General features: G+C 62.4%; 19 protein-coding genes. 11 read left to right on the plus strand and 8 right to left on the minus strand.

The features are described 5' to 3' along the window. Positions 1-81: 81 nt before the first annotated feature. From AC07UB_RS01325 to AC07UB_RS01335, 3 genes are all read left to right on the plus strand, one after another. Complete coding sequence (locus AC07UB_RS01325; RefSeq protein WP_492789404.1) at positions 82-2,268, plus strand: RNA degradosome polyphosphate kinase; 2,187 nt, start codon at positions 82-84, stop codon at positions 2,266-2,268. Positions 2,269-2,287: 19 nt separating this feature from the next. Continuing rightward, on the plus strand, positions 2,288-3,817 hold the full coding sequence (gene ppx / locus AC07UB_RS01330) for an exopolyphosphatase (RefSeq protein WP_492789403.1): 1,530 nt from the start codon (positions 2,288-2,290) through the stop codon (positions 3,815-3,817). A gap of 88 nt (positions 3,818-3,905) precedes the next feature. Then, the gene (locus AC07UB_RS01335; protein WP_492789402.1) at positions 3,906-4,841 is read left to right on the plus strand and encodes a glutaminase; all 936 of its coding nucleotides are present in this window, start codon (positions 3,906-3,908) and stop codon (positions 4,839-4,841) included. Positions 4,842-4,950: 109 nt separating this feature from the next. Here the strand turns inward: AC07UB_RS01335 and AC07UB_RS01340 are convergent, their stop codons facing one another. Continuing rightward, entirely contained in the window at positions 4,951-5,133 is a 183-nt protein-coding gene (locus AC07UB_RS01340) for a DUF2735 domain-containing protein (protein WP_492789401.1), read from the minus strand. 460 nt (positions 5,134-5,593) lie between these two features. Here AC07UB_RS01340 and AC07UB_RS01345 point away from each other — a divergent pair, with 460 nt between their 5' ends. From AC07UB_RS01345 to alkB, 3 genes are all read left to right on the plus strand, one after another. Then, positions 5,594-6,631, plus strand: coding sequence for a glutamine synthetase beta-grasp domain-containing protein (locus AC07UB_RS01345; RefSeq protein ID WP_492789400.1), 1,038 nt, complete (start codon positions 5,594-5,596; stop codon positions 6,629-6,631). A gap of 256 nt (positions 6,632-6,887) precedes the next feature. Then, positions 6,888-7,628 (plus strand): 2OG-Fe(II) oxygenase, encoded by a 741-nt coding sequence (locus tag AC07UB_RS01350; protein ID WP_492789399.1) that lies wholly within the window; start codon positions 6,888-6,890, stop codon positions 7,626-7,628. A 57-nt stretch (positions 7,629-7,685) separates the two neighbouring features. Then, positions 7,686-8,336: a DNA oxidative demethylase AlkB gene (gene alkB / locus AC07UB_RS01355; protein ID WP_492789398.1), complete on the plus strand. Its 651-nt coding sequence runs from the start codon at positions 7,686-7,688 to the stop codon at positions 8,334-8,336. Between the two features lie 35 nt (positions 8,337-8,371). Here alkB and AC07UB_RS01360 read toward each other — a convergent pair whose 3' ends face one another. Continuing rightward, complete coding sequence (locus AC07UB_RS01360) at positions 8,372-9,268, minus strand: GNAT family N-acetyltransferase (protein WP_492789397.1); 897 nt, start codon at positions 9,266-9,268, stop codon at positions 8,372-8,374. A gap of 25 nt (positions 9,269-9,293) precedes the next feature. Then, positions 9,294-10,448 carry a ribonuclease D gene (gene rnd / locus AC07UB_RS01365; RefSeq protein WP_492789396.1) on the minus strand — a complete coding sequence of 385 codons (1,155 nt, stop codon included), beginning with the start codon at positions 10,446-10,448 and terminating at the stop codon, positions 9,294-9,296. 270 nt (positions 10,449-10,718) lie between these two features. On the opposite strand from rnd, the gene AC07UB_RS01370 reads away from it, so the two are divergent. The 5 genes from AC07UB_RS01370 to AC07UB_RS01390 all read left to right on the plus strand — a co-directional run bounded on the left by AC07UB_RS01370 (position 10,719) and on the right by AC07UB_RS01390 (position 16,783). Beyond that, positions 10,719-10,973: a hypothetical protein gene (locus AC07UB_RS01370; RefSeq protein WP_492789395.1), complete on the plus strand. Its 255-nt coding sequence runs from the start codon at positions 10,719-10,721 to the stop codon at positions 10,971-10,973. A 111-nt stretch (positions 10,974-11,084) separates the two neighbouring features. Beyond that, complete coding sequence (locus tag AC07UB_RS01375; RefSeq protein ID WP_492789394.1) at positions 11,085-11,933, plus strand: VOC family protein; 849 nt, start codon at positions 11,085-11,087, stop codon at positions 11,931-11,933. A gap of 170 nt (positions 11,934-12,103) precedes the next feature. Next, positions 12,104-13,876, plus strand: a complete 1,773-nt coding sequence (gene aspS, locus AC07UB_RS01380) for an aspartate--tRNA ligase (RefSeq protein ID WP_494652409.1) — start codon at positions 12,104-12,106, stop codon at positions 13,874-13,876. Between the two features lie 77 nt (positions 13,877-13,953). Then, positions 13,954-16,263, plus strand: a complete 2,310-nt coding sequence (locus tag AC07UB_RS01385; RefSeq protein WP_494652408.1) for an NADP-dependent malic enzyme — start codon at positions 13,954-13,956, stop codon at positions 16,261-16,263. A 64-nt stretch (positions 16,264-16,327) separates the two neighbouring features. Then, positions 16,328-16,783: a DoxX family protein gene (locus AC07UB_RS01390; protein ID WP_492789391.1), complete on the plus strand. Its 456-nt coding sequence runs from the start codon at positions 16,328-16,330 to the stop codon at positions 16,781-16,783. A gap of 120 nt (positions 16,784-16,903) precedes the next feature. Here the strand turns inward: AC07UB_RS01390 and AC07UB_RS01395 are convergent, their stop codons facing one another. From AC07UB_RS01395 to AC07UB_RS01415, 5 genes are all read right to left on the minus strand, one after another. Then, positions 16,904-17,467 (minus strand): dihydrofolate reductase family protein, encoded by a 564-nt coding sequence (locus AC07UB_RS01395; RefSeq protein WP_494652406.1) that lies wholly within the window; start codon positions 17,465-17,467, stop codon positions 16,904-16,906. Between the two features lie 26 nt (positions 17,468-17,493). Next, positions 17,494-18,474, minus strand: coding sequence for a polysaccharide deacetylase family protein (locus AC07UB_RS01400; RefSeq protein WP_494652404.1), 981 nt, complete (start codon positions 18,472-18,474; stop codon positions 17,494-17,496). A 154-nt stretch (positions 18,475-18,628) separates the two neighbouring features. Then, positions 18,629-19,201 (minus strand): glutathione peroxidase, encoded by a 573-nt coding sequence (locus tag AC07UB_RS01405; protein WP_494652402.1) that lies wholly within the window; start codon positions 19,199-19,201, stop codon positions 18,629-18,631. 80 nt (positions 19,202-19,281) lie between these two features. After that, positions 19,282-20,931 (minus strand): hypothetical protein, encoded by a 1,650-nt coding sequence (locus tag AC07UB_RS01410; RefSeq protein ID WP_494652400.1) that lies wholly within the window; start codon positions 20,929-20,931, stop codon positions 19,282-19,284. Positions 20,932-21,016: 85 nt separating this feature from the next. After that, on the minus strand, positions 21,017-22,375 hold the full coding sequence (locus AC07UB_RS01415) for a L,D-transpeptidase (protein ID WP_492789387.1): 1,359 nt from the start codon (positions 22,373-22,375) through the stop codon (positions 21,017-21,019). Positions 22,376-22,580: the final 205 nt, after the last annotated feature.

Below are 22,580 nucleotides of genomic sequence, written 5' to 3' on the forward strand. Positions count from 1 at the left end.
CGAACTGTCATGACGCTGGCACATTGTCTCCGTGGAAACCGTCCACATTACGGGCTGTTGATGTGAATAAGGTCTCGCTTTATGGATTCCGCGCAAGCTATTGTTAGAAAAGAAGAAACCGAAGAAATTACGGTTCCGGCATCAATTGGGTCAAGTTCCGATCGCTTCATCAACCGCGAGCTTTCGTGGCTTCACTTCAATCGCCGCGTGCTTGAAGAGTCGGTCAACCTCAACCACCCGGCGCTGGAGCGGGTCCGGTTCCTGTCTATTTCCGCCAACAACCTTGACGAGTTCTTCATGGTCCGCGTTGCGGGTCTCAAGGCTCAGGTCCGTGAGGGCATCAACGAGCGCAGCCCGGACGGCTCGACGCCCACCGAACAGCTCGCGAAGATCAACGAAACGGTCTCGAAGCTGGCCAGTGACCAGCAGGAGATCTGGCGCGACCTGCGCAACATCCTGTCCGGAGTGGGCATCGTCCTCGTCGACGGCAAGGATGTCAGCAAGACCGAGACGGCCTGGATCGAAGATCACTTCCTCCACAATATCTTTCCGCTGCTGACGCCGCTGGCGATCGATCCCGCGCATCCGTTCCCGTTCATCCCGAGCCTCGGCTTCACCATCGCGCTGCATCTGGCGCGGGTGTCCGACGGCAAGGCGATGAATGCGCTGATCCGCATGCCGGGCAAGATCGACCGCTTCATCCGTTTGCCTGCCGGCAAGGATGGCTCGGTCCGCCTCATCACGCTGGAGCAGGCCACCGGACTGTTCATCGGGCGGCTGTTCCCGGGCTACACCGTCAAGGGGCAGGGCGCGTTCCGCATCATTCGCGACTCCGAACTGGAAATCGAGGAAGAGGCCGAGGATCTGGTTCGCCTGTTCGAGTCGGCGCTGAAACGCCGCCGCCGCGGGTCGGTGATCCGTCTTGAGATCGAAGCCCATATGCCTGACGAACTGCGCGCATTCGTGCAGCGCGCCCTGTCAGTGCCTGACGACGACGTGCTTCTTGTCGACGGCGTGCTGGCCATGAACGAACTGTCGCAACTGACGCGGCTCGACCGCCCCGATCTCGAGTTCACGCCTTATGTGCCGCGCCATCCCGAGCGCGTACGCGATCACGGCGGCGACATCTTCGCGGCGATCCGGCAGAAGGATCTGGTCGTCCATCACCCGTATGAATCGTTCGACGTCGTGGTGCAGTTCCTGCAACAGGCGGCGCGCGATCCCGATGTCGTCGCCATCAAGCAGACGCTGTATCGCACCTCGCGCGATTCACCGATCGTGCGGACGCTCGCCGAGGCGGCGGAGGCGGGCAAGTCGGTGACGGCGCTGGTCGAACTGAAAGCGCGTTTCGACGAAGAGGCCAACATCCGCTGGGCGCGCGATCTTGAACGCGCGGGCGTGCAGGTGGTCTATGGATTCCTCGAACTGAAAACCCACGCCAAGCTGTCGCTGGTGGTGCGCCGGGAAGGCGCCGGGCTCACGACCTACGTTCACGCCGGCACCGGCAACTACCATCCCGTTACCGCGCGCATCTACACGGACCTGTCGTACTTCACCTCGGACCCTGTGATCGCGCGCGACGCCGCACGCGTCTTCAACTACATCACCGGCTATGCCGAGCCGCGCGACATCGAGAAGATGGGCGTGTCGCCGCTGACGCTGCGCAAGCGGATGATCGAGCACATCCACGGCGAGAGCAACCATGCGCGCCATGGCAAGCCGGGTGCGATCTGGCTGAAGATGAATTCGCTGGTCGATCCGGAGATCATCGACGCGCTGTACGAAGCCTCGCAGGCCGGGGTCTCGATCGATCTGATCATTCGTGGAATCTGCTGCCTGCGGCCCGGTGTGCCGGGCTTGTCGGAGAACATCCGGGTCAAATCGATCATCGGCCGGTTCCTGGAACACGGACGAGTCTATTGCTTCGGCATGGGCCACGGCCTGCCGAGCGCGAAGGCGGCTGTGTATATCTCCTCCGCTGACATGATGCCGCGCAATCTGGACCGCCGGGTCGAGGTGCTGTGTCCGTTGCAAAATCCGACGGTACATCAGCAGGTTCTCGAACAAATCATGGTCGCGAACCTGAAAGACAATGAACAGAGCTGGCGATTGTTGCCGGATGGGTCGTCAACACGTATGAAGGCCGCGAAGGGCGAAGAGCCCTTCAACGTGCACAACTACTTCATGACGAACCCGAGTCTGTCAGGCCGTGGAAAATCGCTCAAAGAATCTTCGCCACGTCGCCTTACGCGCCGTTCGGAGCGTTAGCGGCGCGAAGACCGAATCCGTGGCCCCGGCATCCAGTCGCGAGTCTCATCGCACAGTTCGCAAACCGTCCCGGACGGTGGCTGTCATCGACATCGGGTCGAACTCGGTTCGTCTTGTTGTCTACGAAGACAAGACGCGCAACCTTGCGCCCGTGTTCAACGAGAAGACGTTGTGCGGTCTCGGCCGCGAGGTGCAGTCCACCGGATTGCTGGCGGCCGACGCGGTCGAAAAGGCGCTGGCTGCGCTGAAGCGTTTCAAGGCCCTGTGCAAGATCATGAAGGTCGGCGAGGTCCATGCGATCGCGACCGCGGCCTGCCGTGATGCGACCAACGGTCCGGACTTTATCGCCAGGGCCGAGCGCATCTGTGGATGCAGCATCGAAATTCTGTCCGGCGCGCGCGAGGCGAAACTGTCCGCGCTCGGTGTGGGGTCGGGCGTCTACAAGCCCAATGGTATTGTTGGCGACCTCGGCGGCGGCTCGCTCGAACTGATCGACATTCGCGGTCATCGTATCCGCACCGGCGTGACCCTGCCGCTCGGCGGACTTGCGTTGCAGGACATTTCGCAGAAATCCCTCAAGAAGGCCGAACGGATTGTCGCCGCCGACCTCACCAATCTTCCGGCGCTGAAGGCCGGCAGAGGACGCACGTTTTACGCCGTCGGCGGAACGTGGCGCGCGCTGGCGCGCATCCACATCATCCAGAGCGGTTATCCGCTGCGGGTGATGCACGGCTATACGATCCCCGCAGCAGATGCCCTCGATTTCGCGCGGCGGCTTCGCCGTCTCGCCGCCAGCAACACGCTGGCCGATATAGAAACAGTTGCGGATGCCCGCCGTCCGCTGCTGGCCTACGCGGCGCTCGTGCTCGAATACATTATCCGTATCGCGAAGCCGAAGACCATCGTGTTCTCGACCTACGGCGTCCGCGAAGGCTTGCTCTACGAGATGTTGCCCGAGAAGGAGCGGCAAAAGGACGGGTTGATCGCGACGGCGCATACGCTGAACGAATTGCGCTCGCGTTCGCCGCGTCACGCGGACGATCTGATCGCGTGGACCGACAAGTTGTTCCGGGTTGCGGGTCTGCGCGAGAACGAAGACGAGAAGCGGTTGCGTCATGCGGCGTGCTGGCTGTCCGATGCCGGGTGGCGCGCGCATCCCGATTATCGCGGCGAGCAGACTCTCAACCTCATCACCAACGGCAACTTCGGCGCCGTGACTCACGAAGGCCGGGCGTTTCTGGCGCTCGCTATCTATTATCGCTACGCAGGACTGAACGCCGAAAACGATGCGCCGGAAGTCGTGCGCGCGCTGGTGCCGCCCGCGATGGTCGAACGCGCAAAGCTGATCGGCGCGACGTTCCGCGTGGCCTTCATGATCTCGGCTGCGCAGCGCGGTGTGTTGTCCCATACGCATTTCCGCAATCAGGGCCGGAAGCTCATTCTTGTGTTCGACAAGCGCGCCGCCGATCTCGCCGCTGACCGCGTGACCAATCGCTTCAAGCAATTGGCGCGGCTGATGGGGCGCACCGGCGCGATCGTGAAACCCTAGGGCACGATCAAGGCGCAAACAGCCCTTTTGCGTTGGCACGTTTGTCGCATGACGTGCCGTCAGCCGATATCAACCGAGCCGGAATGACATGAGCAACGCCACTCTCGACCGCGCCGTGAAAGAAACCGTCGACGAGATGGTGAAGCGGGCGGATCGCGGCGACGTCGCGGCCTATATTCCCGAACTGGCGCAGGTCGATGCCAATTCCTTCGGGCTGGTCGTGGTGGACACGAATGGACATGTCGCCGCGGGTGGCGATGCCGACACGCCGTTTTCCATTCAGAGCATCTCCAAGGTTTTCACGCTGACCCTCGCGCTCGGCATGATCGGCGACAAGCTGTGGGAGCGCGTCGGCCGCGAGCCGTCGGGCAGCCCGTTCAATTCCATCGTCCAGCTTGAGCGCGAGCGCGGCATTCCGCGCAATCCGTTTATCAACGCCGGTGCGATCGCCGTGACCGATGCGATCCTGTCCGGACATCAGCCGCGCGAGACGCTGGGTGAAATTCTGCGCTTCCTGCATTTTCTCTCGGGCGACGCCTCGATCAAGATCGATGAAGCGGTCGCAGCGTCCGAGCAGCGCACCGGATTCCGTAACATCGCGCTCGCCAATTACATGAAATCATTCGGCGTGCTGGACAACCCGGTGGACTTCACGCTCGGCGTCTACTTCCATCACTGCGCCATCGCCATGTCGTGCCGGCAGCTTGCGATGGCGGGGCGCTTTCTCGCTCATTCCGGACGCAATCCGTCGACCGGATTTCTGGTCGTTCCGCCGGAACGGGCGCGGCGCATCAATGCCGTGATGCTGACATGCGGGCACTACGACGGCTCGGGTGAATTCGCGTATCGCGTCGGCTTGCCGGGCAAGAGCGGCGTCGGCGGCGGCATCCTGGCCATCGCACCGGGCAAGGCATCCATCGCGGTGTGGTCGCCGGGTCTCGATGCCAACGGCAATTCGCGGCTCGGGCGGGTGGCGCTGGAAATCCTGAGCAAGCGGCTCGGGTGGTCGATCTTCGGGGCTTAGGTTTTTTAGCAGCCTTCAAAGCGAAAGGGCCGAAGCATGTGCTCCGACCCTTGTCATATCGTGCGTTTCACCGGGCTGCGTGGCCCGGGCGTCAGATCATCCGGCGGCATCAGTGCTCGCTGCCACGGTTGGCTTCTTCGATGGCCTCGTCGTGATACCAGCCGCTGCCGGTCGAAACGCGCGCGTATTCGATAGGGGTCTTGGCTGGCTCAAGGCGGTTGCTGAGTGCCGCGCGGCCCCCAACTGGGAACTGGTAGATCTTGGCCGTCGGTTGGGTCGAATTGGGTGTCATTCCGGTCTCCTCTCGGTGTGCGCGTCGGCGCCTCGAGATCTGATATAGTTGGAACGCACGTCTTTTGCGCGGTTTGCCCTAAATAAAGCAGGCAAATGCATACAATTTGCGCAATCTCGATTCTGCGCCTTCACTCAGCATGCGCTTGAAATGTTAACGCCCTCGCACTTGAAGAGTTTCACGGTTTTCGGCGTGTCAGTGCTGCCGCCACCAAACGAGGCAGGTGTAAAAACTGGCGTAAAAACACGCACCAGCGCAAACAGCGTCCGCGAATCACCTCGCATCGGGTGTCGGGAAATCCGGCCCGGCGGTCTGTGGACAGAGCCCGGATCGCGTGCCGCCAACGTGCGAGTTGGCATATTAAATGCTTGTTAAGGCGCAGCCGTTTGCAGCCGGAACTTCCGGAAGCTAAATCGGCCGGGAATTTAGCACCGCAATCCTTCACTCAAGAGAGATCGCAATGACAAAGTACAAGCTCGAGTACGTCTGGCTCGATGGCTATACGCCGACCCCAAATCTTCGCGGCAAAACCCAGATCAAGGAATTCGACGCATTTCCGACGCTTGAGCAGCTCCCGCTGTGGGGCTTCGACGGAAGTTCGACCATGCAGGCCGAAGGCAGCAACTCCGATTGCGTGCTGAAGCCGGTCCGCGTTTTCCCGGACGCCGCGCGCACCAATGGCGTGCTGGTGATGTGCGAAGTCATGATGCCCGACGGCAAGACCGCGCATCCTTCGAACCGGCGCGCGACCATCCTCGACGACGAGGGCGCATGGTTCGGCTTCGAACAGGAATACTTCTTCTACAAGGACGGCCGTCCGCTCGGTTTCCCCACCGCAGGCTATCCTGCGCCGCAGGGCCCGTATTACACCGGCGTCGGCTACAGCAATGTCGGTTCGGTCGCGCGCAAGATCGTCGAGGAGCATCTCGACCTCTGCCTCGCCGCCGGCATCAACCATGAAGGCATCAACGCGGAAGTCGCGAAGGGCCAGTGGGAATTCCAGATCTTCGGCAAGGGCTCCAAGCGCGCCGCCGATGAAATGTGGATGGCCCGCTACCTGTTGCAGCGGCTGACCGAGAAGTACGAGATCGACATCGAGTTCCACTGCAAGCCGCTCGGCGACACGGATTGGAACGGCTCCGGCATGCACGCCAACTTCTCCACCGAGTACATGCGCACGGTCGGCGGCAAGGAGTATTTCGAAGCGCTGATGAAGCAGTTCGACAAGAATCTCATGGACCACATCGCCGTCTATGGCCCGGACAACGACAAGCGTCTGACCGGCAAGCACGAGACCGCGCCGTGGAACAAGTTCAGCTACGGCATCGCGGATCGCGGCGCGTCCATTCGCGTCCCGCATTCCTTCATCAACAACGGATACAAGGGCTATCTCGAAGATCGCCGTCCGAACTCGCAGGGCGACCCGTACGCCATCGCTTCCCAGATCCTGAAGACGATCTCGGAAGTGCCGGCCGGCGCCAAGGCAGCTGCTGCTTAAGGCATGATCCCGAAAAGTGGGAACCGGTTTTCGGATCAGATCATGCCCGCTTAAGAGAGATTGTCATCTCACGATCGACATGCCCGAGCCATGAGTTACCCCTTTTGGCTCGGGTGATAGCCGGGGAGGAAGTTCGTGGCTTCCGCCCCGGCTTTGCTTTTGTGCGAAACATCACGCGACACGTTCAAACCCGGAAATCGGGTGGAAGGTGGTTCGCGTTTGACCTAATTCCGGCTCACCAGACAGGGAGCCGATCATGGTCGCAGCAGCAAAAATCAAAACCACCAGTCCGTCTGAATCTGCGCGCGTCAACGCGATGGACTGGCCACGCATTGCCACGCATCTCGACGGCAATGGCTGGGCGGTGCTGAACTGCCTGCTGTCCTCGGATGAGTGCCGCTCGCTCGCTGGTCTTTACGGCGAAGACGGAATTTTCCGCAGTCATATCATCATGGGTCGGCACGGCTTCGGACGCGGTGAGTACAAATACTTTTCCTATCCGCTGCCGGACCTGATCGCCGGTTTGCGGACAGCTTTGTATCCGCAGCTTGCACCCATCGCCAATCGCTGGAACGAAGCGATGGGAATCGACGTTCGCTATCCCGCCGAACATGCCGATTTCATCAAGCGTTGTCACAAGGCCGGGCAGGCGCGGCCGACGCCGCTGCTGCTTCAGTACGGCGAGGGCGACTACAATTGTCTGCATCAGGACCTGTATGGCGAGCACGTATTTCCGTTGCAGGTCGCGATCCTGCTGTCGGAGCCCGGTGCGGACTTCACCGGCGGCGAGTTCGTGCTGACGGAACAGCGTCCGCGGATGCAGTCGCGCGCGGCGGTGGTGCCGCTGCGCCAGGGTGATGCGGTGGTGTTCGCGGTGCATAACCGTCCGGTGCAAGGGACACGCGGCACGTATCGCGTCAATCTCCGGCACGGTGTCAGCCAGCTGCGCTCCGGCCATCGCCATACGGTCGGCATCATTTTCCACGATGCGAAGTGACATGATCCCGAAAAGTGGGAGCCGGTTTTCGGATCAACTCATGTCTAACCAAGAATCATGACCATGGATTTATTTGATGCCATTGAAAGCGAACCGCGCGATGTGCAGCTGGCGCCCGGCGCGATGCTGCTTGCACGTTTCGCGCGGGCGTTCGAGACGCCCCTGATCGCCGCGATCCACGGCGTGATCGAGTGTTCTCGGTTCCGGCACCTGATCACGCCGGGCGGCCATCGCATGTCAGTGGCGATGAGCAGTTGCGGCACGGCGGGATGGGTGAGCGACCGCACGGGATATCGTTACACGTCTGTCGATCCCGATACCCGGCAACCGTGGCCGCCGATGCCGGCGGTGTTCGCCGACATCGCGTTGCAGGCGGCAGCGAAGGCGGGCTTCGCCGATTTTCGTCCCGATGCCTGTCTCGTCAATCGCTATGAACCGGGCGCGAAGCTGTCGCTGCATCAGGACAAGGACGAACTGGATTTCAACGCGCCGATCGTATCGGTGTCGCTGGGACTGCCTGCAACGTTTCTGTTCGGCGGCATGAACCGGAACGACAAGACCTCGCGTTATCGGCTGACCCATGGCGACGTGGTGGTGTGGGGCGGTCCGGCGCGGCTCGCCTATCACGGTGTGCTGCCACTACCCGATGGCGAGCATTCCTTGCTCGGCCGTCAGCGGATCAATCTGACGTTTAGAAAGACGCGCTAACGTGCTTTTGTCGCAAGACGCGCTGAAGCCCACGGTCACATGAAGCCGGGATTGCGCGGCAAATAACAGGTCCAGTCTCCGAAGTCGCCGGACGACATCAACAGCATCGGAAAGGTGATACGCATTCCGTGATCGACGGCCACACCGAGGGCTGCGTCGCTGGTGCCGGGAATGAAAGCCGTCACCTGTTGGGAGCCTTGTTCGGCCGCGAGTTTCAGCGCGGCCTGGAATGCTCCGCGCATGACGGCGGGCCGAGTGACGGCAAGCGGCCCGATATGGCCGTCGGGATTGACGTAGACATAACCAACGCAATCGCTTCCCGAGCGCAGAATGAATCCTTTCATCGCAGCATCGCCCATGAGGTATCGATGATGTTTCTCGCGCGATATGCCCAGCGCGTGCGCATCGATCCCGGTTAGACTTTGCAGATCGGCGGTCTCGACCGGATCGTTGCGCAATGACGTATCCTGCAAGCGCGCCAGCAGGGTTTCGCGCGAGACCCTGAAAAAATTGAGCGGAAGTCTGGGGAATAGCCCGTGCCGGATGTAGAGACCCTGCGACACGGTGTTGAAAGCGAAGGTGATCAGAGCCTTGTGGGTAGCTCTGTTCCTTTCCGCATGTGCCAGGGTTCGCGCGATGAGTTCATTGCCGATGCCGCGGCTCTGTTGATCCGGAGCCACGAACAGTTCCGCGAGAAACCACAGGTCGCCGCAAACCCAGCTGAATGAGAAGCCGAGAATTTCTCCATTGTCCTCGGCAACCCACAGGCCATCGGGATCGTCCCGCAGGGAGAACAACTGGAAATGCGCCGGCCGCAACGACGCCATTTGCCCAAACCCGTGGCGCTGGGTGAGGTCGTTGATGCTGCGGACAACGAGTTCTTCGGCCTTATCCAGTTCGTGTTCGCGAGCTGGCCGGTATACGATGGACATTGGACGCTCCTATTGCCGGAATGCACTAGGTTTGTTCCCGCTCGACCCGCACCACGCGGCCCTTGTCGATGGCAAGCGCAAGGCGGCCCTTCTTCAAGGCGAGCGCGGCCTCGCCGAACAGCTCACGCCGCCAGCCGTGTAGCGCGCCGACGTCGGCGTTGTCGTCGGCTGCGATCTGTTCGAGATCGTCCACCGTCGCAATCACCTTGCTGGCGACGGCGTGGCGCTCCGAGGTCATGCGCAACAGAACTTTCAGCAGTTCCACCGTCGCGCCGCCGTTGTTATTGCCGCGCGGCTTGTCGAGTTTCGGCAATGTGGTGAGGTCACGCGCGACGCCGCGCTTCACCGCGGCGACGATGTCCTGTCCCCATTTCGATTTATCGAAACCCTTCGGCAACGAACGCAGGCCCGCGAGACGCTCGAGTGTGGTGGGTGCATGCGTGGCGATGTCGCCGATGGCGTCGTCCTTCAGGACGCGCGAGCGCGGCACGTCGCGGGACTGTGCTTCCTGTTCGCGCCATGCGGCGACTTCCATCAATACAGCGAGTTCTTTCGGCTTGCGCACCCGCGTCTTGAGCCGCTCCCAAGCGCGCTCCGGATGGAAGTCGTAGGTGTTCGGCGAGGTGAGGATTTCCATTTCCTCGCTGACCCAATCGCTGCGTCCGCGCTTCTTGAGGTCGGCGTCGAGCGCCGTGAACACGTCGCGCAGATGCGTCACGTCGGCGACGGCGTAAGTCATCTGCTCCTGCGTCAGCGGGCGGCGCGACCAGTCGGTAAAGCGATGGGTCTTGTCGAGCCGCGTGCCGGTGATGCGCTCGACGAGCTGATCGTAGGCGATGGAATCGCCGTAGCCGAGAACCATGGCCGCGACCTGGGTGTCGAACACCGGATGAGGAATGATCCCGGCGCGGTGAAAGATGATTTCAATGTCCTGCCTTGCGGCGTGGAACACCTTGAGCACCGCCTCATTGGCCATCAGCTCGAAGAACGGCGCGAGATCGATGCCCTCGGCGAGGGTGTCGACAACAGCCGCTTCCTCCGCGCTGGCCATCTGCACGACGCAGAGCAGGGGGTAATAGGTGGTTTCGCGCAAAAACTCGGTGTCGACGGTGATAACGCTGTGTTTGGCGAGACGTTGGCAGAGGGCGGCGAGTCCGCTGGTGGTGGTGATAATTTCCATGCGGCTTAATACCGCCTTGAGCGAAATTATCCATGCGAAAATCGGCTAATCGGGCAGGACCACAGAACATGGCAGGGAACGGCCACTATTTCGCGCCGGGCCGGCGAGGCTCCAGCCGCGATAAAAACCTCTATCGCGATGCACTATCCGGGATGAAATGAGCCGTGAAGGAGGGCCTTCTCGTTCGGGCTCCCCCGCGATCGAATGAACCCGGCGCGCTGCGCGCGCGACCAATGGGCATTGTCGATATGAATTTGCGGGAAAGTCGCGATGGCCCAGAAATGTCTTGTCCGGCTCAGTGTTCTTGGCGCACTGGCCGTCGTGCTGGTGCCTGCGATCTGTTCGGCGAACCAGTTGAACATCCATCCCGCGATTCCAGTCAGGCCTCAGATCAATCTCAGCCCGTCGCTTCATATGGACGCCCGGTCGCGCAGTTTCGACAACATCGATCTGTCCGAGACCTGCCGTCCCGACGAGCGCCTCAGGAAAGGCAAACGCGAGCGTCGCTGCCGGCAGGAGCGTTAGGCCTTATTCCGCAAGGTGAAACTCAAGGGTGTCATGCGTTGTCGCGAAGGGGCTGCATTCCTCCGCGTGGTGTGATGTGGTGCGGCTCCACAGCCGGGCCTCGTCACCATCATGATTACCGATCTGGATCACGCCGTCGTTCTCGTTCGCGACATCGAAGCTGGTGTCGCGGGCTATCAGACATTGCTCGGCCGCGCGCCGATGTGGCGCGCGCAAAGCGATGGCGCGGCCACCGCGATCTTCGTGCTCGCCAATACGGCGCTTGAATTGATGGCGCCCGCAGGTGAGGGCGAGACAGCAGATCGCGTTCGCGCGGCGCTCGACAAGCAGGGCGAAGGTCTTGCCAGTCTGGCGTTCGCGGTCGAAGACATCGCCAGCGCGCATCATCGCCTGACGCGGCTCGGCCTTGCGCCGGACGCGATTACCGAAGGCCGGAGCCAGGACGTTGCTTCGAGCCACACGATAACGTGGAAGCGCACGCGCGCCGCGGCAGCGCCGACGCACGGCATCCGGATGTTTTTCATTCAGCGCGACGAATGGCTGGCGCGGTCGCCGGAGACGGCTCCCGCCAGCGTTGATGCGCTCGATCATCTGGTGATCGCAACGCCGGATCCCGAGCGGGCCGCAGCGCTGTATGGCGCGCGGCTTGGGCTGGACATGAAACTCGACCGGACCATTGCCGCGTTGCAGACGCGCTTCCTGTTCTTTCGGGTCGGCGGCCTGGTGTTCGAGATCATCCACAGCCTCAAGAACGGCAAGGGCGACGGTCCCGACAAGGTTTTCGGCCTGTCGTGGCGGGTTGCAGACGTGGAAGCGACACGGGCGCGGCTTACTAATTCCGGTGTCGAGGTCTCCGAGCTGCGCGAGGGCCGCAAGCCCGGAACGCGGGTCTTTACGGTGCGGACGGGCACCTTCGGGGTGCCGACCATCGTGATCCAGCAGGGCCAGCGCGACGACTAGGGGCATCGTCAAACTGCTCGTTGTTTTTCTTGAGTTTTTTCCAAGTTTTGGGGCATTTGAGGCCCACCATCCGGTTGCCGCGTTCCCTTCGCTCGGCTAAACCCTGCGCGCGCACCACTAGCGCCCATACCCCCTGATTCTTGTCTCTGACGCCGTTTTCCAGGATTTTCATGCATCGCTATCGTTCCCACACCTGCGGCGCGCTCCGCGAAGCCGACATTGGTCAAGAGGTCCGGCTGTCCGGCTGGTGTCACCGCATTCGCGACCACGGCGGCCTGCTGTTCATCGACCTGCGCGACCACTACGGGATGACGCAATGCGTGGTGGACCCGGATTCCAAGGCTTTCGGTCTGGCCGAAAAGCTGCGTGCTGAATGGGTGGTAAAGATCGACGGCAAGGTGCGCCGCCGTCCCGAAGGCACGGACAATGCCGACCTGCCGACCGGCGCGGTTGAGCTGTTTATCGCCGATATCGAAGTGCTGGGCGAAGCGGCCGAATTGCCGATGCCGGTGTTCGGCGATCAGGAATATCCTGAGGAAATCCGGCTCAAGTACCGCTTCCTCGATCTGCGTCGCGAAAAGCTGCACCAGAACATCATGACGCGCGGCGCGATTGTCGACTCGATGCGCGCGCGGATGAAGAAGGCCGGCTTCTTCGAATTCCAGACCCCGATCCTCACCGCGTCGTCGCCGGAAGGTGCACGCGACTTCCTCGTGCCGTCACGCATTCATCCCGGCAAATTCTACGCGCTGCCGCAGGCACCGCAGCAGTACAAGCAACTGCTGATGATGTCGGGCTTCGACCGCTACTTCCAGATCGCGCCGTGCTTCCGCGACGAAGACCCGCGCGCCGATCGTCTGCCCGGCGAGTTCTATCAGCTCGATCTCGAGATGAGCTTCGTCACGCAGGACGACGTGTTCGCGGCGATGGAGCCGGTGATCACCGGCGTGTTCGAGGATTTCGCCAAGGGCAAGCCGGTCACCAAGAAGTGGCCGCGCATTCCGTTCGCCGAAGCGCTGCGCAAATACGGCAGCGATAAGCCGGACCTGCGCAATCCGCTGGTGATGCAGGACGTCTCCGAGCACTTCCGCGGTTCGGGCTTCAAGGTGTTCGCGCGGATGCTGGAAGACCCGATCAATCAGGTCTGGGCGATTCCGGGACCGGGCGGCGGCTCGCGCGCCTTCTGTGACCGCATGAACTCGTGGGCGCAGGGCGAAGGCCAGCCGGGCCTCGGTTACATCATGTGGCGCGAAGGCGGTGAGGGTGCAGGCCCGCTCGCCAACAACATCGGTCCTGAGCGCACCGCTGCGGTTCGCGAACAGCTCGGCCTCAAGGAAGGCGACGCGGCGTTCTTCGTCGCGGGCGATCCGTCGAAGTTCTGGAAGTTTGCAGGCCTCGCGCGCACCAAGCTCGGCGAAGAGCTGAACCTGATCGACAAGGACCGGTTCGAGCTGGCGTGGATCGTCGACTTCCCGATGTACGAGTACAACGAGGAAGACAAGAAGGTCGACTTCTCGCACAACCCGTTCTCGATGCCGCAGGGCGGGCTCGAAGCGCTCGAGACGCAGGACCCGCTCACCATCAAGGCGTTCCAGTACGACATCGCCTGCAACGGTTACGAGATCGCGTCGGGCGGCATCCGCAACCATCGCCCGCAGGCGATGGTGAAGGCGTTCGAGATTGCGGGCTATGGCGAGGACACCGTGATCGAGCGTTTCGGCGGCATGTATCGTGCGTTCCAGTACGGCGCGCCGCCGCATGGCGGCATGGCGGCCGGGGTGGACCGCATTGTCATGCTGCTTTGCGGCACGAACAACCTGCGCGAAATCTCGCTGTTTCCGATGAATCAGCGTGCCGAAGATCTGCTCATGGGCGCGCCGTCAGACGTGACCCCCAAGCAGTTGCGCGAACTTCACATCAGGCTCAATCTGCCGCAGACCTGAACCATATAACCGTCGCAAGACGATCCTAAACGATATCCGCCGCAAGGCGGGGGCCAAGAAGAATATCGGGAGTTGGTATGGCGTCGACGTTGTCCGAAGAACTGCGCCTCGCAGCGCTGGCGTATCACCGACTCCCCAGGCCCGGTAAACTCGAGATTCAGGCGACCAAGCCGCTGGCGAACCAGCGCGACCTCGCGCTGGCCTATTCGCCGGGCGTGGCCGCCGCGTGCGAAGCGATCGCCGCCGATCCCAATCAAGCCGCGCTGCTGACGGCCCGCTCCAACCTCGTCGCCGTCGTGAGCAACGGCACCGCCGTGCTCGGCCTCGGCAACATCGGCCCGCTGGCGTCGAAGCCGGTGATGGAAGGCAAGGCCGTCCTCTTCAAGAAGTTTGCCGGCATCGATGTGTTCGATATCGAGATCGCGGCGGACACCATCGCGCGCGTGGTCGAGACAGTCGCCGCGCTGGAACCGACTTTCGGCGGCATCAACCTTGAAGATATCAAGGGGCCGGAGTGCTTCGAGATCGAGGAGCAGCTCAAGGCGCGGATGAAAATCCCCGTTTTCCATGACGACCAGCACGGCACCGCGATCATCGTCTGCGCGGCGGTTCGCAATGCGCTGATGCTGAACGGCAAGAAGCTCGAAGACATCAAGATCGTGGCGTCGGGTGCGGGCGCTGCTGCCATCGCCTGTCTCAATCTGCTGGTGTCGCTCGGTGCCAAGCGCAAGAATATCTGGGTCTGCGACATCGACGGTCTTGTCTATGAAGGCCGCAACACGCTGATGGACAAGTGGAAGGCCGTCTACGCGCAGAAAACCGACAAGCGCACGCTGGGCGATGTGATTGCCGGCGCGGACGTCTTCCTCGGCGTATCGGCTGGCGGCGTGCTGAAGCCCGAGATGGTCGCGCAGATGGCGGACAAGCCGCTGGTGATGGCGCTGGCCAATCCGATGCCGGAGATCATGCCGGACGAGGCGCGCAAGGTGCGTCCCGACGCGATGATCTGCACCGGTCGTTCGGACTTCCCCAATCAGGTGAACAACGTCCTGTGCTTCCCGTTCATTTTCCGTGGCGCACTCGATGTCGGCGCGACCGCCATCAACGAGGATATGAAGCGCGCCGCCGTTGACGCGCTGGCGCAGCTCGCGCGCGATCCGCCGTCCGACGTGGTGGTCCGCTTCGACGGCGGCGAGACGCCTGGCTTCGGTCCGGGCTCGCTGATCCCGTCGCCGTTCGATCCGCGGCTGATCCTGCGTATCGCGCCCGCCGTGGCGCAGGCTGCGATGGATTCCGGCGTCGCGACGCGGCCCATCACCGATTTCGTCGCCTATACCGAACAGCTTGACCGCTTCGCGTTCCGTTCGGGATTGGTCATGAAGCCGGTGTTCGCGAAAGCCAAGACCCAGCCGGCGCGCGTGATTTACGCCGAAGGCGAGGATGAGCGCGTGTTGCGCGCCGTTCAGGTCGTGCTCGAGGAAAAGCTTGCGCGTCCCATTCTGGTCGGCCGTCCGTCGGTGGTGGCCGCGCGCATCGAGCGCTTCGGCCTTTCGATCAAGGCCGGAACCGACTTCGATCTGGTCAATCCGGAAGACGATCCGCGCTATCGCTCCTACGTGCAGAGCTACATTGATCTGGCCGGCCGCCACGGCATCACGCCGGAAGCCGCACGCACGCTGGTGCGCACCAACGCTACGGTGATTGCGGCGCTCGCGGTGGCGCGCGGCGAGGCCGACGCCATGCTGTGCGGCGTCGATGGCCGCTACATGAGCCACCTTCGGCGCATTCGCGAAATCATCGGTGTGATGCCGGGCCTGACCGACTATTCGGCGCTGGCTTTGGTGATCACCTCCAAGGGCTCTTACTTCATCGCCGATACGCAAATCAGGCCAAATCCGACAGCGGAGGAGCTTGCGGAAATGGCCGCGCTTGCCGCCGTGCATGTCCAGCGCTTCGGGATCAAGCCGAAGGTGGCGTTCCTGTCGCATTCCGATTTCGGAAGCTACGATTCCGCCTCGGCGCAGAAAATGCGTCGCGCCACCGAATTGCTGGCGAACGATCATCCGGAAATCGAGGCCGATGGCGAAATGCAGGGTGATTCCGCGCTCACCGCGTTGTCGCGGCAACTGGTGCTGCCGCATTCGCGGCTGGAAGGGTCCGCGAACATCCTGATCATGCCGAACCTCGATGCCGCCAACATCGCCTATCAGATGATCAAGATTCTCGCCGACGCGCTGCCGGTGGGACCGATCCTGATCGGCCCGGCGCGCCCGGCCCACATCCTGAATCCGTCGGTGACGGCGCGCGGAATTCTCAACATGACGGCGGTTGCGGCGGTCGAGGCGCAGGAGCGTGCCGGCCGGCAGCAGCCGACGCTGTTCGGTTGAAGGTAACTCCTGTATAGGTGTCGTCTTTATACCAGTGTCTTTGGAAAATTGAGTGGGGGCGACCATGCCAGCCTTAGCGACGCTCGGACGGGTTTTATTCGTCGTCTTGTTTGTGTTTTCCGGAGCTTCCAAACTTTTCGATATTGCGTCGACCACGCAGGCGATCACCGAGAAGGTCGTCCTTCCCGGTTTCCTGACGGCCTACACGTCCCAGCTTGAGGGGATGACGGGGATGCCGACTGCCCAGATGCTGGCGATCCTGGCGGGCGCGCTGGAAGTCCTGGGCGGATTGTTCATCGCGCTGAATATCGGCACGCGGTTCTTCGCACTTCTGCTGGTGCTGTTCGTCTGCGTCACGACGTTCTACTTCCATAATTTCTGGGACATGACCGGCGCGGATCGCATCAACAACATGATCCATGCCCTGAAGAACCTGTCGCTGATCGGCGGGCTTCTGGTCATCGCCGGCTATCCGCGCCGCGTCGTGCTGGAAGACGACCGCTACACCAGCGGAGTTTGAGTTCGTCGCGACGGCTTTGGAGCCGTCATCGCGAGGAGCGTTTGTTGCGACGAAGCAATCCAGTCGAATCGGTTCCAGGGTGGATTGCTTCGCTTCGCTCGCAATGACGACCGCTGTTGGCTAAATCCGCCGCCACGCGGTGACGTCCACACCACGCTCCGCGTCGAGCACGCGAACTTCGTCGGCTTTGAGCCCATGCGCGGTCAGAACATCCTGCGGCGTGCGGGACGGGACGCCGGGAAAACCGCCGACGCCGTCGGGGATTGTCAGGCGGTGTGCCTGCGACAGCCAGAACACGTCGAAGCGATCCATGAACATTCCGAAGACATCCGGCCCGCCAATGATCGCGGCGGACCCCGTCGTCACGCCGGCATGGCGGCAGGCGTCCTCGAACGACGCACCGGCCGGGTTCCAGAGTGTCGCCTTGGCGTTGGCTGGATCGCGCGCGAGGGAGGGAACGGTGCGCGTCAGCACGACACGGGTGCGCAACGGCGAACGCGGCTGGTCTTCAAACGAGTTCCTGCCGTGAACGATCAGGTCCGCGTCGTCGAGCGCGGCCTCGAAAAATTTCTGATCGGCGTCGTACTTGAGCGCGGGCGGCATGACGCCGTTGGCATCGGCCAGCATGCCGTCGGCGGAAACGATCACATAACCTTCAATACGCATACGCTGCGGTTTAGTCATTTCCGGGAAAGTCGCAAGCGCGTTGCTTACTCGGAAATGGTCTGCACCACGCTGTTAAGCGGGCGCGAACTGACCGTCGGCAGCTTGAGGCCCTTCACGACCTCTTCGTCGTATTGCGCGATGGTCTGCATCGGCGCTTTCGCCTTGACCTGGACCACCTTGTAGCCGCCGGCCTTCAGCCGCTTCATCAACTCAGGCAGCGCCTCGGCGGTGTGCTTCTGGAAATCGTGCATCAGCACGATGCCCTTGCCGTTCTTGTCGAGTTTGCTCATCACGGTCGCGATGATCTTCTCGGCCTTGTTGGCCTTGAAGTCGAATGAGTCGAGATCGCACGACCAGATCGAGATGTTGCGTTCGCCGAGATAAGTCACCATCGCGGGCGGATGCTGGAGCGCGGGAAACCGGAACAGCGGCGAGGGCGCCGCGCCCAACGCCCACTTCACCGCGCTGAAACCCTTCTCGATCTCTTCCTTCTGCTGCGCCTCGGTCAGTTTCTTGTTGTTCAGGTTGGCATGCGACCAGGTGTGCGCGCCGACGGTGTGGCCCTCTGCGGCGACATGCTTGAGAATTTCGGGATAATAGGTGGCGTGCTTGCCGATCGGGAAGAAGATCGCCTTGGTGCATTCCTCGGCGAGCGTCTTGAGGACCGACGGCGTGTTGACCGGCCATGGGCCGTCGTCGAATGTCAGCACCACTTCCTTATCGCGCAGGAAGTCGAGTTGTTTGAAATGCTCGAAGCCGAAACCGGGGCCGCCCGTGGTGTCGATCTGCACCACGCGCGAAACGCCGATGGCATTGGGATTGGCGCAATTCGCCTTGATCGGAGTGGGAGAAGGATCCTGCGCGGCCGCAGGTGCGGCTGCCGTTGTCTTGGCGGGTGCGGCTTGAGCCGCAGGAGGCGCGGGGGGCGGAGTGGTGCGCTGCGGAATAAGCGCCTGCGACCAGACACTGCTGAAAGCGCATAACGAAAACGCGCCGGCGACGAAAATTGTTGCCTTGATACGCATCGGATACCCCTGAACGCACGTCGGCGTCCGGAATAGAACGCCGTCTTACCCCGGCGATCAGCCTAGACCCACATGGTTTATTGCGCCAAGCCATTTTCGCGGGGCGCGGCTGTTCCGTATGTGGAAGGTTAATCCGGGCGCGCGTGAGCGTGGCTCAGGCGGTCAGCGCGCGGGCGATGGCGGTGACGACGCGCGTATCGGTCGGCTCGACGCGCGAGGAAAATGCCTCGGCGAGATAACCGTCGCGGCCGACGAGGTATTTGTGAAAATTCCAGCCCGGCAGATCGGTCGGCCGTTCGGCTGCCGCCCATTTGTAAAACGGGTGGGCGTTCGGCCCCTTCACGCTGGTCTTTGCGGTGATCGGGAAGGTGACATGATAGGTCTGTTCGGCGGTCTGGGTGATGTCGGTCGCGCCGCCCGGCTCCTGCGCGCCGAAGTCGTTGGACGGCACGCCGATCACGGTCAGGCCGCGCGCGCGAAATTGCGTCCAGATGTCCTGCAGCCCGGCATATTGCGGAGTGAAGCCGCATAGCGAGGCGGTGTTCACCACCAGCAGCGGCTTGCCCGCGAAGTCGGCAAGGCGGATGTCGCCGCCCTTCAGCGCCGGAAAGGAAAAACTGTAAGCGGTCATGCGGCTCATCGCGCCTTGCGCGTGGGCGGATCGTCCCGCGAACGGAAGCGCTGCGCCCGCCGCAATTGCCGCCAACATCCGCCGCCGGTCGATCATGATGCGCTCCCTCGAAGATCGTTGAACGCCCAAGATAACGGATCATGGCCAGTGGAAGTTTCAACAAGCCGTGACAGGCCTCAGGGCTTTTTCTCCGGCTTGTAGCACCACGGCATCGGCAACTCCGGCTGGTAAATCTCGTTCCACTCGCAGACGTATTCGGGACCGCTGCGCTTGAAAACGTGCTTGATCGGCTCGGCCTGGCTGATGCCGACATGCAGCGCGATCAGCAGCGCGCCGATGGGATAGGTCCATTTGCTCCAGCGCAGGTCGCTCATCTGGTCGAGCAGCAACGCACCGGCGAAAATGATCAGCGGATCGCTCAGAAGATAATATTCCGGCTTTAATCCCCGCCGCACGCCCAGCACGTCGGTGCCGAAAGCGACCAGCAGCAGCAGCGTTGCCTGCACAGCCACCTGCCGCTCGCCTTTGTACCAGGCATAGACGATGCCCGGCACGATCAGCCATGTCAGGAACACCGTCGGCCGCGGCGATGTGAACAGGACGAAGCTGTAACGCTGAAGCACCCACGTGATGCCTTGCAGCAGTGCGCTTGCGATGCCGTAGAGCCTGTTGCCGCCGACACCGGAGGTGACCGGCTCATCCGCGAACACCAGCATCTTCTCGATCGGATTGACGACAGCCACCACGTTTTGTGGATCGTATTGCAGATACAGCGCCATCAGACCGAGTGACGCCCCCGCGACAATCGCGAACATTGACGTCAAGGTTTCGGCGGGGCTGATCCGCCAGATAACCGCAAAGACGATCATGCCAACGCCGGTCCAGCCGAGCAGGGCGATTTGATACACCCCGAACATGCCGCCGATCAGCGGCTGAAGTTGCGCTATATCGATCGTTTCGGGCTCGAGGCCCGCGGCAATCAGCGGCCAGGCAACGCTCAATGCCGATGCCGCGGCGACGCCGGCAAAGAATGTCACGATCCAGGCCCATACGGGATTGCGCCAGAACTCGGTGCTGGCGCTAGCCGGCGTGCCGAACGGCAGGATCAGCAACGGCAAGGCCGCGATGCTCAGAATGATCTGAACCTTGTTCTCCATCCCGAGCACGCACAGCGCGGCAGCGCCCGCCAGCGCCAGCGGACGCCAGTTTGTCGCGCGGCGGCCGACGATGATCAGAATCATCAGGGCGAACGCGAAGAAGCACGCCGCGATCAACTCGCTGCGCAGAATCCGCATCTCGACGGCCATGCCGCCGGAAAAAGCGAAAGCGAAGGTTGCCAGCAGCGCCACACGCCAGTCGCGGAAAAGCCGCCGCGCCAGTGCGGCAAAGATAATGACGATGCCGGTAGCGGTCAGCCACGCGACGATGCGGCCGGCGCGGACAGCGCTTGTCATCGCGGCCTCGAAAGCGGGCAGGTTCGACGCGGAGGGGATCGACGACAGTTTCCATGCATCGAGCAGGCCCAGCGCGTGCATCGCCTGAAACCACAGCTTGACCGTCAGGATGGTGAAGTAAGACGGATGATCGAAAAAGGCCTGCGGCTTGCCGTCGTTCATCACGAGCGCGTTGTAGACGATCATGAAGTCCATGTCGGCATTGCGATAATAAATGACGAAATAGCCGGCGAGGAAAAATGATGCGGCAAGAATTCCAAGGATCAGCAGCACGCCGCCGGTCCAGCCGAACGGCGTCAGTCGCGCGAACGCGTCACGCGGCTGTTTGGGCGCGGGCGCGGCGGGCGTCTGGATGTTGCGGGAGGCTGTCATAACCGGCGCGTTCTATCGCAACGCGCCGCCGAAAGCCAACCGGGTTGCGGACAGGTGAGCCGCTGAGGGACGCGGCCTGAACCGCTTACCGCAGCGGGACGATGAAATCCGTGCCGCGTCCGGTCTCGTCGCCAAGTCCGTGATCGGAGACAACGAGCGAACCGCCGGGTGCCAGCACCGAGGCAATGCGCTTCATCGCGTCGTCAGGAATGGTCAGGCGGTCTAGCGCTTCCGCCGGAGTCGATGATGGTGCAGACACCGCCGGTTCGGCCGCCGCGGCCCGCTTGCGCCGTGGCATGTCGTCATTCACGCGCGCCACACGAACCGGGGCCGGGAGCGAGACCACCGACCAGCGCAGCGCGTCGGCGTCGTCCTTGTCGGCGCGGACCGTGAAGACGTGGGTGCCGAGCGGGCGCTCCGGGGCGGCGATCGTGACCGGCGCCTCGAACCACGGCTCGAAGTTCTGCCGCACGTAGATCTTGCTGTCCTTGGCGCTGACATAGGCCGCCACATGGCCGGTGCGCGGCTTGACCGGGCCGACGAACTCCGCCGAGCCTTCAAGCGGCGGTGTGACCGGCATGTCCGCAACGGGGGCGACAGGATCGGTGGCGCGAGCCTGATCCTTGTCGGCTTTTGTCTCATCGGGTTTGGCTTCCACGGACTTTTCATCTGCGATAGCAGTCGCGGCTGGCGCGTCGGTTTTTGTGTTGTTCGTTTGCGGCATCGCGCCGCTGGCATCGGCGGTGCGGATTGGCTCGCTGCGGTCCGAGATCGACGTCAGTCTCAATTGCGGCTTTTCATGCGCGGCGGCATCGAGGATCGAAGACCGGTCCGACTTGGGAGTCGTCGACGCGTGATCCTGCGGTGATGGCGCGGCGGCGACCGGCTTCGTCTCCGGCTTCCGCGCGATCAGCAGCGGATGCGAGAAATCGGCGGGAGAAACCTCGCCGGGTGTCACGATCACGCGCGCCCCCATGCGGGTCCAGCCCCACATGCGCATAGCGAAATTCATCGGCATACGGATGCAGCCATGCGATGCCGGATAGCCGGGCAGGGCACCGGCGTGCATGGCAATACCGGACCAGGTGATGCGCTGCATGTAGGGCATCGGCGCACCGCTGTAGATATTGGAGCGGTGATACTTGTTCTTCTGGATCACGCTGAACACGCCCATGGGCGTCGAATGTCCGCGCATACCGGTCGAGACGGGAGACTCCGCGAACAGTCCGTTCTGGTCGTAGAGCTTCAATTCCTGTTTCTCGATCGAGATCGCGATGACGATCGGTCCCCGGGGCTTGGCGGTGTCCTTCGGAGCATCGGGCAGTTTTGGCCGAGCGCGGACGGGGCGCGGGCGGCGTTCGATCCTCGGTTCGTCCTGGTAATGCGGCTGGCCATATTCGTCCGCAGGCCCCATCGGCCAGAACATCTGGGCTTCCGCCGGCATGGCGATACCGGTGGCCAAAATCGAGGTTAAGCTCGCGGCGAGCCAGGAGACTCGCCGAATCCCGGGACGGGCCGGTCGGGAACCTGGAATGATGTAAGAAAGGGGGAGAGTGGCGGGCTGTATTTGCTGGTCGCCCGAAGAATGTCGCCGATTGCCGCGCACGCTATGCCCTCAATTGATTCCCAGTATTAGTGTCCCGGACGGG

This window comes from Afipia sp. GW821-FHT04G03, assembly GCF_059419985.1.